The sequence below is a fragment of the Agrobacterium genomosp. 2 str. CFBP 5494 genome (genome assembly GCF_900013495.1).
GTDB classification, from domain to species: Bacteria; Pseudomonadota; Alphaproteobacteria; order Rhizobiales; family Rhizobiaceae; genus Agrobacterium; species Agrobacterium pusense.
Genome location: NZ_LT009718.1, coordinates 1,109,593 through 1,125,445, shown reverse-complemented (window position 1 = coordinate 1,125,445; position 15,853 = coordinate 1,109,593). Strand labels below are relative to the sequence as shown.

Genomic DNA, 15,853 nt, shown 5'->3' with positions numbered 1-15,853 from the left:
CATTCTCGCTTTCTTGCACAATAAAGAGACATGTCATGTCACAGGCAACGACCTCTGCCCGCCCTTCGAGGCATAAACCCTTTTATCGCAATTTTGGCTTTCAGGTTCTGATAGCCATGGTCATCGGCCTGCTGCTTGGCCTTGTTGCCCGCAATATCGGCCCCGACGCCGCCGGTAGCCCCAACTGGCTCTCGGTGACGCTGCAGACCATCGGCAGCATATTCGTCCAGCTGCTGCGCGCACTCGTGCCGCCGCTGATCTTTACCGCCATCGTCGCCTCCATCGCCAATCTCAAGAACCTCTCTAATGCGGCGAAGCTCGTCTGGCAGACGCTGCTCTGGTTCGCCATCACCGCTTTGATCGCGGTCGTCATCGGCATCGTGCTCGGTCTTGTCATCCAGCCGGGCGTCAACACGGCGATCGCCAATACGGCAGCCGCAGCACCGTCCTCCACCGGTTCTTGGCTGGACTTCCTCAAGGGTCTCGTCCCGGCCAACGTCTTCGGCCTCGAAGCATCTACCAAAATCAGCAATGGCGCGGCCAGCACCTCGCTGAATTTCAACGTCCTGCAGTTGCTGGTGGTGTCGATTGCCTTCGGTGTCGCGGCGCTGAAAGCCGGCAAGGCGGCGGAGCCGTTCCTCGCCTTCAACCAGTCGCTGCTCGCCATCGTGCGTAAAATCCTGTGGTGGGTCATCCGCCTTACCCCCATCGGCACCATCGGCCTGCTTGGCCGCGCAGTTGACCAATATGGCTGGACCACGCTGTCGCAGCTCGGCTGGTATGCAGCGGCCGTCTATATCGGTCTCGCACTGGTGCTTTTCGTCGTTTACCCGGCGCTGCTTCTCGCGCATGGCCTGAAGCCCTCGCGCTTCTTTGCGGGCGCATGGCCGGCCATCCAGCTCGCCTTTGTCTCGCGTTCCTCCATCGGCACACTGCCCGTCACCGAAACCGTGACGGAAAAGAGCCTCGGCGTGCCGCGCGAATATGCCGCCTTCTCCGTGCCGCTCGGCGCCACCACCAAGATGGACGGCTGCGCCGCGATCTATCCGGCAATCTCGGCGATCTTCATCGCACAGTTCTTCCAGGTGCCGCTCGGCATTCAGGAATATGTGCTGATCGTCTTCGTTTCGGTGCTCGGTTCCGCCGCAACCGCCGGACTGACCGGCGCGGTGGTTATGCTCACGCTGACGCTCTCCACGCTCGGACTGCCGCTCGAAGGTGTGGGCCTGCTGCTCGCCATCGACCCGATCCTGGACATGGGCCGCACCGCGGTCAACGTCGCCGGACAGGCGCTGGTGCCGACCATTGTCGCCAAGCGTGAGGGCATTCTCAACGAGGCCGTTTATAACAACGCCAAGGACATTGATGCGCTCGATGACCGTGAAGTGGCGACGGCCTGACAGCAATAGTCGCGGGGCGTTTCCGATAAAAAGGAGATGCCCTGCGTTGGCCACTTCCTTTGCCCCATCAAAGTTAGGGGTTGACGGAGATGGCTTCATCGATAGCCATAACGACGCGGACAAAACGCAGCTTCAGCGGAACGTATGCATGGTGAAACGTAACTGGATCTATGTCGGCCTGCTCGCCTTTGTCTCAGTCGGGCTGCTTATCGACGCGGCCATCTGGCCCGCCGGACCGCCCAGTTCCTTTACCGCGAACGATCTGGTGCAGATGATCGGCATCATCACCCTGTTTGCGTGGTGGCAGATAGCGGATGCCGAAAAGCGGGGTTCCCGACGCAGCTCTGCCGTAAAATTCGCGACTATTCTGCTCGCGCCTGTGGGCCTCGCCGTTTATCTCTATCAGACCCGCCGCTGGACACGCGCCACACTCGGCCTGATAGCATTCATGGGCGGTCTTCTTCTCGCCGGCATCCTCACGCTTCTGTTGAGTGACTGGCTCATTCAGCAGGGCTTTTTCCCGCCCTCCTTCCTGTCCAGATATTAAGCACAGCGGAGGTGCCTGCGGCGGCCTATTGATGCAACTTTCCACCCCGCCGCGGCTTTTCCCCGTCTTAAAACAGGCGTATCAATCTCGGCAATAAGTGCCGTACGGCTGTCATATCAGGGAGAAACAAAATGCGCTTTTCCATCGTCTTCGGTGCGCTTGCCGCCATGCTGGCGCTCACCGCATGCCAGACGCTGACACCGGAAGAGCGCCGGGCTCGGGATGAGGCGACATGCCGGGGTTACGGTTTCCGCCCCGGCACTGACCCGATGGCCGGTTGCCTTCTCGATCTGGAAATGGACCGCCGTGCGGACAACCGTGCCTGGCAGGCGCAGATGAACCGCGACATGTTCTACCGTCCCGTGGTGGTGGAGCGGCGCATCATCGTCCAACAGAACCCCTGACGGGGATAAAGGCGACATTGCTTGCCACCTGCCCTTCTTCCGCCCGCGCGGCAAGCGTCGCCTGCGCGGCGGCTAGGCGGGCGATGGGCACGCGAAAAGGTGAGCACGAGACGTAATCAAGATCGGCATTTTCGCAGAAATGGATGGAGGCCGGGTCTCCTCCATGTTCGCCGCAGATACCGAGCTTCAGTTCTGGCCGCGTCTGGCGGCCGCGTTCGGCGGCGATGCGGATCAATTCACCCACGCCATCGAAATCGAGCGAAATGAACGGGTCGCGTTCGATGATGCCCTTACGCTGATAGGTATTGATGAAGCGCGCCGCATCGTCGCGGGAAATGCCGAAGGTCGTCTGCGTTAAATCATTGGTGCCGAAGGAGAAGAACTCGGCCGCTTCGGCAATGACATGGGCGCGCAGGGCCGCCCGCGGCAGCTCGATCATGGTTCCCGTGAGATATTCGATCTCCATGCCGGTTTCTTTCGCCACCGCCGCGGCGACGCCATCGATGACCGCAGTCACGTAATCCAGTTCCGAACGCAGGCCGACCAGCGGCACCATGATCTCAGGCACGACGGGCGCGCCGGTAATGCGCGCCGCCGCAACGGCCGCTTCGAAAATGGCGCGGGCCTGCATTTCGGCGATTTCCGGGTAGGAGATGGCGAGACGGCAGCCACGATGGCCGAGCATGGGGTTGAACTCGTGCAGCGCATCAAGCCGCTGGCGGAACACCGTCTGTGGCATGCCCATGGCGGCGGCAACCTCGACGATTTCACCATCCGTCTTCGGCAGGAATTCGTGCAGTGGCGGGTCGAGCAGGCGGATCGTCACCGGCAGGCCGTGCATGATCTGGAAAAGTTCGGTGAAATCCGAGCGCTGCATCGGCAGAAGCTCATCGAGCGCCGCCCGCCTGCCCTTTTCGCTTTCGGCCAGGATCATCTCGCGCATGACATGGATGCGGTCGCCCTCGAAGAACATGTGTTCGGTACGGCAGAGGCCAATGCCCTCAGCGCCAAAGGCGCGCGCGGCGCGGGCGTCGGCGGGCGTGTCCGCATTGGTGCGCACGGTCATCCGGCGCAGCTTGTCCGCCCACTCCATCAGCTTGCCGAAATCACCCGAGAGTTCCGGCTGCGTCATCGGCACTTCGCCTTTCAGCACCCGGCCGGAGGAACCGTCGATGGTGATGACATCCCCCCGCTTCAGCATGCAGCCGACGCCGATCAGCACCCTGTTGCGCATATCGACCCGCATGGAGCCGGCGCCGGTGACACAGGGAATGCCCATGCCGCGCGCCACCACGGCGGCGTGGCTGGTCATGCCGCCGCGCGTCGTCAGAATGCCTTCGGCGGCATGCATGCCGTGAATATCTTCCGGGCTGGTTTCGATGCGCACCAGAATGACGCGACGCCCCTCGGCTTCGGCGGCGACCGCCTCTTCCGCGGTAAAGACGATCTCACCCGTTGCCGCCCCCGGAGAAGCGGGCAGGCCGGAGCCGATGATGGGACGGGATGTGCCGGGATCGATGGTGGGATGCAGCAGCTGGTCGAGCGACGACGGCTCGATGCGGCAGACGGCTTCGTCCTGCGAAATCAGCCCTTCCTCCACCATATCGACCGCAATCTTCATGGCGGCGCGGGTGGTGCGCTTACCGGAGCGGGTCTGCAGCATCCAGAGCTTGCCGCGCTCGATGGTGAATTCAAGATCCTGCATGTCGCGGTAGTGGGTTTCCAGCCGCTTGCAGATCGCTAGGAATTCGGAAAAGGCTTCCGGCATCAGCTTTTCCATGGATGGCTTGTCGGAGCCGGAGGCCAAGCGTGCGGCCTCGGTGATGGATTGCGGCGTGCGGATGCCCGCCACCACGTCTTCGCCTTGCGCATTGACGAGGAATTCACCGTAAAGCTCCGCCTCGCCTGTCGAGGGGTTGCGGGTAAAGGCGACGCCGGTTGCCGAGGACGAGCCGAGATTGCCGAAGACCATGGCCTGAACGTTAACGGCCGTGCCCCAGTCGCCGGGAATATTGTGCAGGTGCCGATAGGTCACGGCACGGTGGTTGGTCCAGCTGGCGAACACGGCGCCAATTGCGCCCCAAAGCTGGACGTGACAATCCTGCGGGAAGGCTTCGCCGAGCTCATCTTCGATCAGCTTCTTGTAGAGCGAAACGACGTGCTGCCATTCGACCGCCGACATGTCCGTATCGTATTCATGGCCAAGCCGGCCTTTTTCATCTTCGAGGATTTCCTCGAACATTTCATGGTCGAGACCCATGACGACATCAGCATACATCTGGATGAAGCGGCGATAGCTGTCCCAGGCAAAACGCGCGTCGCCCGCATCGTGGCCCAATGCCTCGACGGTGCGGTCGTTGAGACCAAGGTTCAACACCGTATCCATCATGCCGGGCATGGAGGCGCGCGCGCCGGAACGGACGGAGATGAGCAGTGGCGACTGGCTGCCGCCGAAGGTCTTGCCGGTCACGATTTCCATACCATGCAGGCCGGCCATGACCTGAAGCTTCAGGTCATCCGGGAGATCGCGGCCGTTCTTGTGATAAAGCGCGCAGGCGTCGGTAATGATGGTGAGGCCGGGGGGAACAGGAAGGCCGAGACTTGCCATTTCGGCAAGGTTTGCGCCCTTGCCGCCCAATATCGCAACGTCACCCGCCCGGCCTTCGGCAGCACCGTTGCCGAAGGTATAAACCCATTTTTTCATTCCACGCTCTCCACCCAGAAGCGTTGTCATTTTTCTATCATCTACAGCATTGGCGGCACGTTGGGAACGCCGCAACGCTTAGTTTACATCGCAGTGCAGCATAATTGCGGCGAATTGCGCGCCAGAATTGCCTTAAACAGGACATAACAGCAGCATTGACGCATTCGTGTAGTGCGCTGAAACGGAGTGTTACCTAAGCCATTCAAATCGCCGACAAAGAGATTATTCATGCAATTTACCCGCCGCCACACGCTTAAATTTGCCGGAATTTCCTGCGCCGCCACCGCCCTTGCCGGTGCGCTTAGAGCCGAGGGCGGAGCTTCCGCCGCCGTCGATCCCACCCTGCCCTTTGCGCTGACGACGCCGATGCATATCGGCAAGGCGGCGCTGCGCGTGCGCGAACTCGATCCGATGATCGATTATTACCGTTCGGTGCTGGGTATGAACGAAGTGGAACGCACGGCAAGGGGCGTGACGCTGGGTGTCGGGACCGTGCCGCTGCTCGATCTCGATCACAAGCCGGCAGCGGATTTCGAGAGCCCCACCTCTGCCGGCCTGTTCCACGTCGCCTATCTGATGCCCTCCCGCAAGGATCTGGCGCGCTGGCTGGTGCATGCGGCGCTGAAGCAGGTGCCTCTGACGGGCTTTGCCGATCACAATGTCAGCGAGGCGATCTATCTCAACGATCCCGAAGGTAACGGCATCGAGGTCTACAGCGATCGTCCCACGGACACATGGGTGTGGAGCGGCAACGTGGTTAAAATGGGCACCGAGCCTCTTGATGTCGATGATCTCGTAAAGCTGACCGATACCAAAAACAGTGATTATGACGTCGCCCCCGCGGGAATGCGCATTGGTCACATCCACCTGCGAGTTGGCGACATCGCCGCTGCCCGCGCCTTCTACGAAGAGGCCGTCGGCCTCAAACCGACACAGGATGCGCGTGCCGACGCGTCTTTTCTCTCTTCCGGTGGCTATCACCACCATCTGGCGGTGAATACCTGGAACAGCCGTGGCGCAAAGGAACGCAACGCCATGGAAACCGGCCTTGACTGGTTTTCAATCACCGTTCGCAACCCCACCGATCTCGAGGCGCAGAAAACACGGCTACGGGCCGCGGGTTATGTGCTGGTGGAGATGGAGAATAATGTCGTGGAAGCGATCGACCCCTGGGGCACAAGGTTGCGGCTTGTGCCGGGGTGAGTGATGGTGGCCTCCATGCATCATGGGCCGAGAAACTCGCACACTGCGCGGGCAGTTGCAGCATGCCAGTGTTTACAGTGATTGGCTGCGTCGCCTCTCTCCGTCATTCCGGCCTTGAGCCGGAATCCAGTCGACGCGGCTCTCGCGCGACGGGAAGAGTCCTTTCAGCCCAAGGACTTGGGCTGGCTGGATACCGGCTCAAGGCCGGTATGACGGAAAGAGGCTTACTCCCCTGACACAATTGCCAATGCAAACCGCCGCGCAACCCTATGAACCCGGAAAAAGAAAGCCTTGCGAGGCCACGGCAGCGGCCTCGCAAGGCATTCCATCCGGTACAGGAAACCGGATGGTGGGGTCTCAGGAGAACCCTTTGGCTCTTGCGAAAGACATAGCAAACTGCCGCGCAATGTCGCTCACCCGAATGGGTGATATGGCAAGATAAATTGACATTGAGCAAAACCAGAAATTGAATCCCGGAAATGTCGCCTCAGACGGCTTCGCGCAACTGTTCGGCGGTCTGCAAATCAACAGACACCAGTTGCGACACGCCCTGCTCCGCCATGGTGACTCCAAAGAGGCGGTTCATGCGCGCCATGGTGATGGGATTGTGAGTGATGATGACGAAGCGGGTTTCGGTGGAGGCCACCATTTCATCCATCAGGTTGCAGTAGCGCTCGACATTGTGGTCGTCGAGCGGCGCGTCCACCTCGTCCAGCACGCAGATCGGCGCGGGATTGGTGAGGAAGACGGCGAATATCAGCGCCATGGCCGTCAGCGCCTGCTCGCCGCCGGAAAGCAATGTCATGGTCTGCGGCTTCTTGCCCGGTGGGCGGGCGAGGATTTCGAGACCGGCTTCCAGCGGGTCGTCGGATTCGATCAGTTGCAATTCCGCCGTGCCCCCGCCGAAGAGATGGGTGAACAGCCGCTGGAACTGCGAATTGACCACATCGAAGGCGGCAATCAGCCGTTCGCGGCCCTCGCGGTTGAGGTTCTGGATACCGGCACGCAGCTTGCGCACGGCGTCGATGATATCGTCCCGCTCCTTGATGAGCGCCTCAAGCTTGGCGGAAAGCTCGGCCTGCTCCTCCTCGGCGCGCAGATTGACGGCGCCAAGCCTTTCGCGCTCGATCTTCAGCCGGTCCAGATCGCGCTCGACATCACGGATATCGGGTTTCGGCTGGTCCGGGCCAAGGCCGGTCAGGCGAAACGCCATATGCGGCTCGGTATTCAGCGTCTCACGGATGCGATGTTCCGCCTCCTGCCGTTTCTCGCGGGCGGAAACCAGCCGCTCTTCGGCACGGCCGCGCTTTTCGCGGGCTTCGGCCAGTTCGGAAAGCGCCGTTGCCGCCAGCCGGTCGGCGGCGCGTTGCAGGTTTTCCGCCTCGGCCAGCCGGTCGGCGGCCGCGCGGCGGGCGTCTTCGGTCTTCTGCAATTCGTTGAGGAGGTTGCGGCGTTTTTCGTCAAATTCCTCGGGCGCAATGTCCAGCTCGGCGATTTCCTCGCGCGCCTCTTCCTCACGTTCGCGCAGCGTGGCGATATGGTCGGCGGCACTTGCCGCCCGCGATTGCCAGGTGGAACGCTCCTGCCCGATTGCCTGAATTCTGCGCTGGCGGCTTTCCGCCTCGCGGCTCACGCCTTCATGGCGGGCGCGTGCTTCCGCCAGCAGGCCGCGATCGGTCGCGACTTCCAGCTGGCTTTCACGCAGCTTCAGATCAAGCACGGAAAGATCAGGCGCATCTTCCATCTCGATACGGGCATTTTCTTCCTGAACGGCGATCTCGTCGATCTGCGCGCCGATCTGGTTCAGTGCTTCGGAGACGATATCCCGGCGGCGCAAAAGATCGCCCGAGGCCCGTTCGGCCGACGTCAGCGCCTCGCGTGCCTCGGCAAGCTGACGGGTCGCAAGCCGGCTCCGGTCGCGCACGTCCGAAAGCCGCAATTCGCTGCTTCTGATCTCCTCGCTTTTCGCGGCAAGCTGGTCTTCGGCCTCTTCCAGAATGGAGCGGGCTTCATCCAGTTCGGTTTCGATTTCGGCGAGGCGGTTCTTCTGCGACAGGCGAAGTGCCGCAGCGCCCGGCGCATCAGCGCTGGCGACATGGCCGTCCCAGCGGAACAGCGCGCCTTCACGCGTCACCAGCCGCTGGCCGGCCTTCAGCGACGGCAACAGCCGCCGGGCCTCCGTGACGTCTGCAACGACGCCGATCTGTGCAAGGGCACGCCTAAGCGCATCCGGCGCCTGAGCATAATCCAGAAGCGGTTTAGCACCCTGCGGTAAGGCAGGATCATCAGAACCGTCGCCATTACCGGCCCAATAGGCAGGTGCTGCAGCATCAAGCGGACTTTCGAGATCGTCGCCAAGCGCCGCGCCCAGTGCCGCCTCATAACCGCGCTCAACCGTCATTTCTTCCGCCACCGGCGTGAAGCTGCCATTCGCGGCGGCGCTTGAAGCGAGGATTTTGGTGATGGTACGCGCTTCCGTGTCCAACGCGTTCAGGCGGTTTCGCGCCGTTTCCAGCGGCCCGCGCGCCATGGCTTCGGCGGAACGCGCCTCGGCAACGGCAGCCTCGGCCTCTTCCACGACGATCAGCGCATCTTCGACGGCAATCTCGGCTGCCTCAACCGCTTCGCGCCGTTCCGCGGGGTCCGGAAGGCCGGAGAGTTTTTCGTCGATGGCCTCGATCTCGGCCGTCGCTTCCTGCGATTGCCGTTCGAGCCTCAGCTTGCGGTCGGAAAGATCGCGGATCGCCCGCTCCAATTGCTGCCGGGCGGCGGCGGTTTGCGCGCGCTCGGCGGTGATGGCGGTGAAGATGGCTTCGCTTTCCGCCAGCTTGACGGACGCAGCTTCGAAGGCTTCGCGCATTTCGTCGGCATGGCGGCCGGAATCGGACAGGATTTCGAGGAGCTCGGCTTCTTCCTCATCGAGCCGCGCGAGTATCTGGGCATTGTCGGAGACCAGCCGCTCCTCGCGGATAATATCCTCGCCAAGCTGCGACAGACGGCGCGCCAGCTCGTCACGACGGCGGAGCAGGCGGTTGGCCTCGTCGTCAAGCTGGGTACGGGCGATTTGCAGGCGTTGCAGGGCAGCGGCGACTTTCGCCTCGTCCTCGCGCAGCTCCGGCAGCTTCAGGCTGGCGATGCCCTGCTGCTTTGCCGCTTCCATCTGGGCTTGCGCCTTTTCGGCGACGATGTTCGTTGCCTGATTGAGCGCGCTTTCCGCCTCGCCCTCGGCTTCCTTCGCTTCCACCCAGCGGATGTGCAACAGGGTCGCCTCGCGGGCGCGGATATCGGCCGAGAGCATCTTGAAACGGTTGGCTTGGCGCGCCTGCCGTTTCAGGCTTTCGATCTGGCTCTCCAGCTGGGCGGTCACATCCTCGAGCCGCTCCAGATTGGTCTCGGCGGCGCGCAGGCGAAGCTCGGCCTCATGGCGGCGCGAATGCAGGCCGGAAATGCCGGCCGCCTCTTCCAGCAGCTGGCGGCGGGCCTGCGGCTTGGCGTTGATGAGTTCGCCGATGCGCCCCTGCCCCACCATGGAAGGAGAGCGTGCGCCGGTGGAGGCATCAGCGAAGAGAAGCTGCACATCCTTGGCACGCGCTTCTTTGCCGTTGATGCGGTAGACGGAGCCGTTTTCGCGCTCGATGCGGCGCGTCACCTGAATTTCATCGGCATCGTTGAAGGCGGCGGGCGCGGTGCGGTCGGAATTGTCGAGATAAAGGCCGACTTCGGCGGTGTTGCGCGCCGGGCGGTTACCGGAACCGGAGAAGATGACGTCATCCATGCCGGAGGCGCGCATGTTCTTGTAGGAGTTCTCGCCCATCACCCAGCGCAGTGCTTCGACAAGGTTGGACTTGCCGCAGCCATTGGGGCCGACGACGCCGGTCAGACCGGGCTCGATGATGAATTCCGAGGGCTCGACGAAGGACTTGAAACCGACGAGGCGGAGCTTGTTAAACTTCATGCCGCCACGCTCCGGACAGAAAAACTGCAATAAAAAACGGGCGTGCGGAAATATCCGCCGCCCGTTTTCTGAAGGCTTCGGTGATCAGAGCAGCTTGTCGATGACAGCCGACATGGTTTCAACCGACATGTCTCCTGCGTATTTCTTGCCGTTGATGATGAAAGTCGGCGTGGAGTTGACGCCGAATTCCGTCGCACCGCGTTGCATGGTTGCGTTCACATCATCCAGAAGTTTCTGGTTCGTCAAGCAGGCCTCGAAAGACTCCTGTGAGAAACCGGCCATTTTCGACATTTGCAGCAGGGCGGCGCGCGCATCCTGCGCAACGGCCCAGCTCTGCTGCTGCTTGAACAGCATGGAAACGAAGGGGAAATACTGACCTTCCGGTGCGCAGCGCGCCAGCATGAAGGCGGCAGCGGCGCGCGGATCGAACGGGAATTCGCGGAGCACGAAATAGACCTTGCCGGTATCGATATACTTCTTCTTGATTTCTTCGAAGGTCTTGTTGTGGAAGTTGGCGCAGTGCGGGCAGGTCATCGACATATATTCGACGATCTTGACGGGTGCGTTGGCATCGCCGAGCGCTGCTTCCGGCAGCGGGCCGGGCTTCATTACCGCAGCCATATCCACATCACCGGTGGACTCAGGCAGTTCCTGAGCCTCGGCGATACCGGGCGTAAAGGCAAACGGCAGGGCCGTGGCAACGGCAGCAAGAGCAACGCCGCCGAGGAGGCTGCGACGGGAAATGGTCAGTTCGGGAAAATGCATGAAAGCACCTGTTGGTAATAGACTCTATTGTCCGTTGATTCCGATATAGCGACGGCCTGTTCATCACAAGCGGGGTTCTGAACTCTTCTTGTCAAAGAATTGTGACCAGTCAAGGACGGCACCTTGCATCAAATCGTCCTGCGCCCCGGCTTCTTCTGCAACACCGCCGTGCCCAGCCTCTCCACCGCCTTGCGCAGCGCCTCGCTTTCAATGCCGTCCATCATGTCATCGAGACGTTTTGCCGCATCGCCGCGCAGGGGCTGCGGTTTGCGCCGGCGGGTGATGGTTTGCGAGACGGGCTTCTGTACGATCCTGATCTGGCGCACGGCCGGGAAGCCGAAAAAGCCGTTGATGCGAGCAATGAGTTCGCCCTGCGCGTGGGTGAGAAATAGCGCGCGCGCGCCTTCGCAGGCGATCGTCAGCACGCCGGGCTGATATCCGCCACGGTCCGGGCCTTCGTCGCGGCGCGGCCAGGTGATCTTTTCCGGGCGGGTGCAATCGGCAAAATCGTCCCCGGCGATCTCGTCCCAGGAGCCGAGCAGCGCCGTGTTGATGCCGGCGCGTTTCGACAGGACCGGGTCCATGATGCCATTGGCGACTTCGGCGATCTGCACGACGCCCTTCTTCTTGCCGGCACCACTCTGGGGATAACGCATGTTTCACTCGCGATTTTGGAGAGGGCGATCCACATTTTCTTGATCGCCCGCTACGGATGTCCCAACTATAGGCCAAATCGAACAGAAACGGCAAACCATGCTTCAAAAAACCGCCTCGTCGTCTTATGCGCAGATGCTGCTCGCATGGTACGACCGGCACCATCGCGAATTGCCATGGCGCACTTCCCCGGCCATGGCAGCGAAGGGAAAACGCGCCGATCCCTATCATGTCTGGCTTTCCGAAGTGATGCTGCAGCAGACGACGGTGCAGGCCGTGAAACCTTATTTCCTGAAGTTCCTCGCCGCGTGGCCGAGCGTCACGGATCTCGCTGCGGCGCCGGTCGAGGACGTCATGGCGGCCTGGGCAGGCCTTGGTTATTACGCTCGCGCCCGCAATCTCAAGAAATGCGCGGAAGCCGTGGCGAATGAGCATGGCGGCGTCTTTCCGGACACGGAAGAGGGTTTGAAGCAACTGCCCGGCATCGGTGATTATACCTCGGCTGCCGTCGCTGCCATCGCTTTTAACCGGCAGGCGGCTGTCATGGACGGCAATGTCGAACGGGTCATTTCACGTCTCTTCGCCATCGATGCGCCACTGCCCGGCTCCAAGCCGGCGATGAAAGCTAAGGTAGCAGAGCTGACGCCTGCCGACAGGCCCGGGGATTTCGCCCAGGCAATGATGGACCTTGGCGCAACGATCTGCACGCCGAAACGGCCGGCCTGCGCGCTCTGTCCCTTCAACGGCCACTGTCTTGCGCTTGCCCATGACGAGCCGGAGCGTTTTCCGGTGAAAGCCGCGAAGAAAGCAAAACCGGTGCGGCTCGGGGCTGCCTTTGTGGCCGTCAATGCAGAAGGTGAAATCCTGCTGCGGCGGCGAATCGACAGCGGCCTTCTCGGCGGAATGACCGAGGTGCCGACAACGGCTTGGACCGCCCGCCTGGATGGCGGCACGGACCAAAGTCACGCGCCCTTCGCCGCCCGCTGGCAGGCGACGGGCGTGATCGTGCATGTGTTCACCCATTTTGAGCTGAGGCTCAACGTCTACCGCGCTCAGGTTCCGGGCGGCCTCCAAACCGGGCCGGATGACGGATGGTGGGAGCCGGTTACAAATCTTGACGCGCAGGCGCTGCCAACGGTGATGAAAAAAGTCATCGCCCAAGCTATTCCATCCGCGTATCGGCCCGAAAATCGAAATTGATTTTCGACAGGCACGATGCGCAACTCAAAGATTTAGAGCGTCTTTCGGACGCTCTAACGTTCGATGAAAGCAGGAAATTTCGATGACCAAGATTGAGCATATCGTATTCGACATCGGCAAGGTGCTGATCCATTACGATCCGCATATTCCCTATAGCCGCCTCATTCCCGATGCCGATGAGCGCCAATGGTTCTTCGAGAATGTCTGCACCCATGACTGGAACCTCGAGCAGGATCGTGGCCGCCGCTGGGAGGATGCTGAAGCTTTGCTGGTGGAGAAGTTCCCGGAACGGGAAGAGCACATCCGCTCCTTCCGCAAGTTCTGGCACGAGATGGTCTCGCATTCCTATGACGACAGCGTCGCGATCATGACAGGCCTTATCGAGAGCGGCCACGACGTGACGATGCTCACCAACTTCGCCTCCGACACTTTTCGTGAGGCGCAGAAGATGTTCCCCTTCCTCACCCTGCCGCGTGGCGTCACCGTTTCCGGTGACATCAAGCTGATCAAACCGGATGTGGCGATTTATGAGCTTCATGCGCGCGATTTCGGGCTCAATCCCGCCGCAACTCTGTTCATCGATGATACGGCGATCAATGTCGAAGGCGCAAAGGCCGCCGGCTGGCAGGCGGTGCAGTTCACCGGCGCGGAGAAGCTGAAGCAGGATCTGCAGGCATTTGGGGTGGCGGTTTAGGTTCCGCCCTTAAGTCACCTCGTGGCACGGATTAAGGCTCATTGCCCCAGTCCTCGTGCCCATGGCGGACGCGGACGATGAGGACGTCGTCGTCCGCCTCAACGCGATAGACCACCAGATGTGCTCTGAACGGATGAATGCGCACCGACGGCGACAACTCGCCACGCTCGCGTGCGATCCTCGGATTCCGTGATATCAAGTCGAATATTGCGAAAAGTTCGCGATGGTACTTTCGCGCTTGCTGAGGTCCAAATAGGTCGATGCCTTCTTGCGCTATGCGGATGACGTCTTCTTCCGCAGGCAGAGAAAGGCGAAATCCCATGATCAGCCAATTTTACGTTTCATGGAGCGGGCTTCGGCCTCAGCAAACAAGGCATCTTCACAACGATGACCGGAGGGAGCCTGCAATCCTTCGTCCACCAGACCCTGCATGGCAGCGATCTTTTCGCTCCGCTCCTGATCCTTTCGGATGAGATCTCGGACATAGTCGCTGGCATTGGAGTAACGGCCCGTTTTAGACTGCGCTTCGACCCATTCCTTCATCTGGCCGGGCAGCGAAATATTCATGGTCACCATCTTCATCTCCTATGAAGACAGAGTGCAGATTTTGGCAAGGTTTGTCAAAAAGATCGGGAAAAGAAATTGGCGCAGGCGGAAATGGCGGTCTCCGGCCTGCGCCAGTCCTGCCGCAAGCGGCATTGGACGCAATGTTTTTGTGAGTTGTCCAGACCGGATTTTCACAACCACTGCTTTGATTAGGACAGTAGTTGTCGTCTCTTGCGCGAAACTTGTCTATCTAAAATTTTATATTCGAAAATACCAACGCCCGACACGATGTGCCGGGCGTTGGTCGTTCTCCATCCGGGACTGAAGGTACTAAACCGGACGGAGACGTATTCTGGACAAGGGCGGGCGGTGGATCGTTGCCTTCAAGCCTTTTCGGCTTGGACTATTCGGCCTTTGCCAGTTCACTGCGGATGATGGCTCGGAGATCATCGATCGGCTTCAGGTCGTCGCCGTCTTCGAAGTGCCAGAACGTCCATCCGTTGCATGCGTCGAGACCCTGCACCGTCGCGCCGAGGCGATGGATGGAGCCGGCGGTTCCGGCGGATGCGAGCGTACCATCCGCACGAATAATGGCGCTATAACGGCGCTTTGCATCCGTCAGCACCTGGCCGGGACGGACGAGGCCGCTTTCCAGCAGGGTGTTGAAGGCGACTCGCGGCTCGGCCTTCTTGCCGGTCATGACTGTCAGTTCCGCCTTGCCGAGCGGTTCGACGGCGGCGATGCGGGCGGCGGCGGCATCGATATAATCCTGCTCGCGCTCAATGCCGACGAAGTGGCGGCCGAGGCGTTTTGCCACCGCACCCGTGGTGCCGGAGCCGAAGAACGGGTCGAGCACGACATCACCCGGTTTGGTGGAAGCCATGATGATGCGGGCAAGCAGCGCTTCCGGCTTCTGGGTGGGGTGCACCTTCTTGCCGTCCTCACCCTTCAGCCGCTCATGGCCGCTGCAGATAGGGAACAGCCAGTCGGAGCGCATCTGCACGTCGTCATTGGAGGCCTTCAACGCATCGTAGTTGAAGGTGTAGTTCTTGGCTTTCGGATCGCGGCTCGCCCAGATCATGGTTTCATGGGCGTTCTGGAACCGGCGGCCCTTGAAATTGGGCATGGGGTTGGTCTTGCGCCAGACGATATCGTTGAGGATCCAGAAATCGAGGTTCTGGAGCGTGGCGCCGACGCGGAAGATATTGTGATAGGAACCGATGACCCAGATGGTGCCGTTCGGCTTCAGCACGCGGCGGCAGGCGAGCAGCCAGGCGCGGGTGAAGGCATCATAGGCCTCGAAGGAGGCGAACTGGTCCCATTCGTCGTCGACGGCGTCAACCAGCGACTGATCGGGCCGGTGCAGCGTGCCGCCGAGCTGGAGGTTATACGGCGGATCGGCGAAAATCGCGTCCACCGACTGGCTCGGGAGGGCATCCAAGGCAGCGACGCAATCACCCTTTATGATGCTGTCTTTCCAGGCGTCACTCTCACCTGCACGATCAAAACCGGCATGCCGAAAATCGGCCAGCGGAAAAACTGCTGCCATTGGTACTCGCTCCATACGCTTACTCTCTACTGAGGCTTATGGTTACCGAAGATGGTTATCAAAGCCTGAACAAGTCACGGAAAATGCGAAATAAATGGCTCCCGCGGCGCACTGGCGCAATTTGCGGAGACCGGCGGGGAACCCGAAGTCCGGCGAAAACGTTGTGCACAATGGGTTCTCCTGTGCCCGCATATTCGCGCGGCAGGAAGAGCCATTATGGCAGGGGGTAGTC

General features: G+C 60.9%; 13 protein-coding genes. 6 read left to right on the top strand and 7 right to left on the bottom strand.

Translation table 11 applies throughout. From position 1 onward, the window contains the following. Window positions 1–35: 35 nt before the first annotated feature. The 3 genes from AGR2A_RS05320 (at window position 36) to AGR2A_RS05310 (ending at window position 2,351) form a co-directional block, all read left to right on the top strand. Entirely contained in the window at window positions 36–1,400 is a 1,365-nt protein-coding gene (locus AGR2A_RS05320) for a dicarboxylate/amino acid:cation symporter (RefSeq protein WP_072494877.1), read from the top strand. A 148-nt stretch (window positions 1,401–1,548) separates the two neighbouring features. Further along, the gene (locus AGR2A_RS05315; protein ID WP_072494060.1) at window positions 1,549–1,947 is read left to right on the top strand and encodes a hypothetical protein; all 399 of its coding nucleotides are present in this window, start codon (window positions 1,549–1,551) and stop codon (window positions 1,945–1,947) included. 131 nt (window positions 1,948–2,078) lie between these two features. Beyond that, window positions 2,079–2,351 carry a hypothetical protein gene (locus AGR2A_RS05310; RefSeq protein ID WP_004440421.1) on the top strand — a complete coding sequence of 91 codons (273 nt, stop codon included), beginning with the start codon at window positions 2,079–2,081 and terminating at the stop codon, window positions 2,349–2,351. On the opposite strand, the gene ppdK is transcribed toward AGR2A_RS05310, so the two are convergent. Next, a complete protein-coding gene (ppdK, locus tag AGR2A_RS05305; protein ID WP_004440419.1) occupies window positions 2,329–5,055 on the bottom strand; it encodes a pyruvate, phosphate dikinase in 2,727 nt (908 codons plus the stop codon). The two genes, AGR2A_RS05310 and ppdK, sit on opposite strands and share 23 nt — an antisense overlap. Before the next feature lie 228 nt (window positions 5,056–5,283). Here ppdK and AGR2A_RS05300 point away from each other — a divergent pair, with 228 nt between their 5' ends. After that, window positions 5,284–6,258, top strand: a complete 975-nt coding sequence (locus AGR2A_RS05300; protein ID WP_072494059.1) for a VOC family protein — start codon at window positions 5,284–5,286, stop codon at window positions 6,256–6,258. 487 nt (window positions 6,259–6,745) lie between these two features. Here AGR2A_RS05300 and AGR2A_RS05295 read toward each other — a convergent pair whose 3' ends face one another. From AGR2A_RS05295 to AGR2A_RS05285, 3 genes are all read right to left on the bottom strand, one after another. Further along, window positions 6,746–10,213 carry a chromosome segregation SMC family protein gene (locus AGR2A_RS05295; RefSeq protein WP_072494058.1) on the bottom strand — a complete coding sequence of 1,156 codons (3,468 nt, stop codon included), beginning with the start codon at window positions 10,211–10,213 and terminating at the stop codon, window positions 6,746–6,748. Between the two features lie 84 nt (window positions 10,214–10,297). Beyond that, complete coding sequence (locus AGR2A_RS05290) at window positions 10,298–10,978, bottom strand: DsbA family protein (RefSeq protein WP_072494057.1); 681 nt, start codon at window positions 10,976–10,978, stop codon at window positions 10,298–10,300. Between the two features lie 128 nt (window positions 10,979–11,106). Continuing rightward, window positions 11,107–11,634: a DUF721 domain-containing protein gene (locus tag AGR2A_RS05285; protein WP_006699987.1), complete on the bottom strand. Its 528-nt coding sequence runs from the start codon at window positions 11,632–11,634 to the stop codon at window positions 11,107–11,109. A 97-nt stretch (window positions 11,635–11,731) separates the two neighbouring features. On the opposite strand from AGR2A_RS05285, the gene mutY reads away from it, so the two are divergent. Continuing rightward, window positions 11,732–12,832, top strand: a complete 1,101-nt coding sequence (gene mutY / locus AGR2A_RS05280; protein WP_072494056.1) for an A/G-specific adenine glycosylase — start codon at window positions 11,732–11,734, stop codon at window positions 12,830–12,832. A gap of 82 nt (window positions 12,833–12,914) precedes the next feature. Further along, a complete protein-coding gene (locus tag AGR2A_RS05275) occupies window positions 12,915–13,526 on the top strand; it encodes an HAD family hydrolase (RefSeq protein ID WP_022555751.1) in 612 nt (203 codons plus the stop codon). Window positions 13,527–13,557: 31 nt separating this feature from the next. Here the strand turns inward: AGR2A_RS05275 and AGR2A_RS05270 are convergent, their stop codons facing one another. The 3 genes from AGR2A_RS05270 to AGR2A_RS05260 form a co-directional block, all read right to left on the bottom strand. After that, entirely contained in the window at window positions 13,558–13,848 is a 291-nt protein-coding gene (locus AGR2A_RS05270) for a type II toxin-antitoxin system RelE/ParE family toxin (protein WP_072494055.1), read from the bottom strand. A gap of 2 nt (window positions 13,849–13,850) precedes the next feature. Beyond that, window positions 13,851–14,102, bottom strand: a complete 252-nt coding sequence (locus AGR2A_RS05265) for a type II toxin-antitoxin system ParD family antitoxin (RefSeq protein WP_022555750.1) — start codon at window positions 14,100–14,102, stop codon at window positions 13,851–13,853. 373 nt (window positions 14,103–14,475) lie between these two features. After that, window positions 14,476–15,621, bottom strand: coding sequence for a site-specific DNA-methyltransferase (locus AGR2A_RS05260; protein WP_072494054.1), 1,146 nt, complete (start codon window positions 15,619–15,621; stop codon window positions 14,476–14,478). Window positions 15,622–15,853 lie beyond the last annotated feature (232 nt).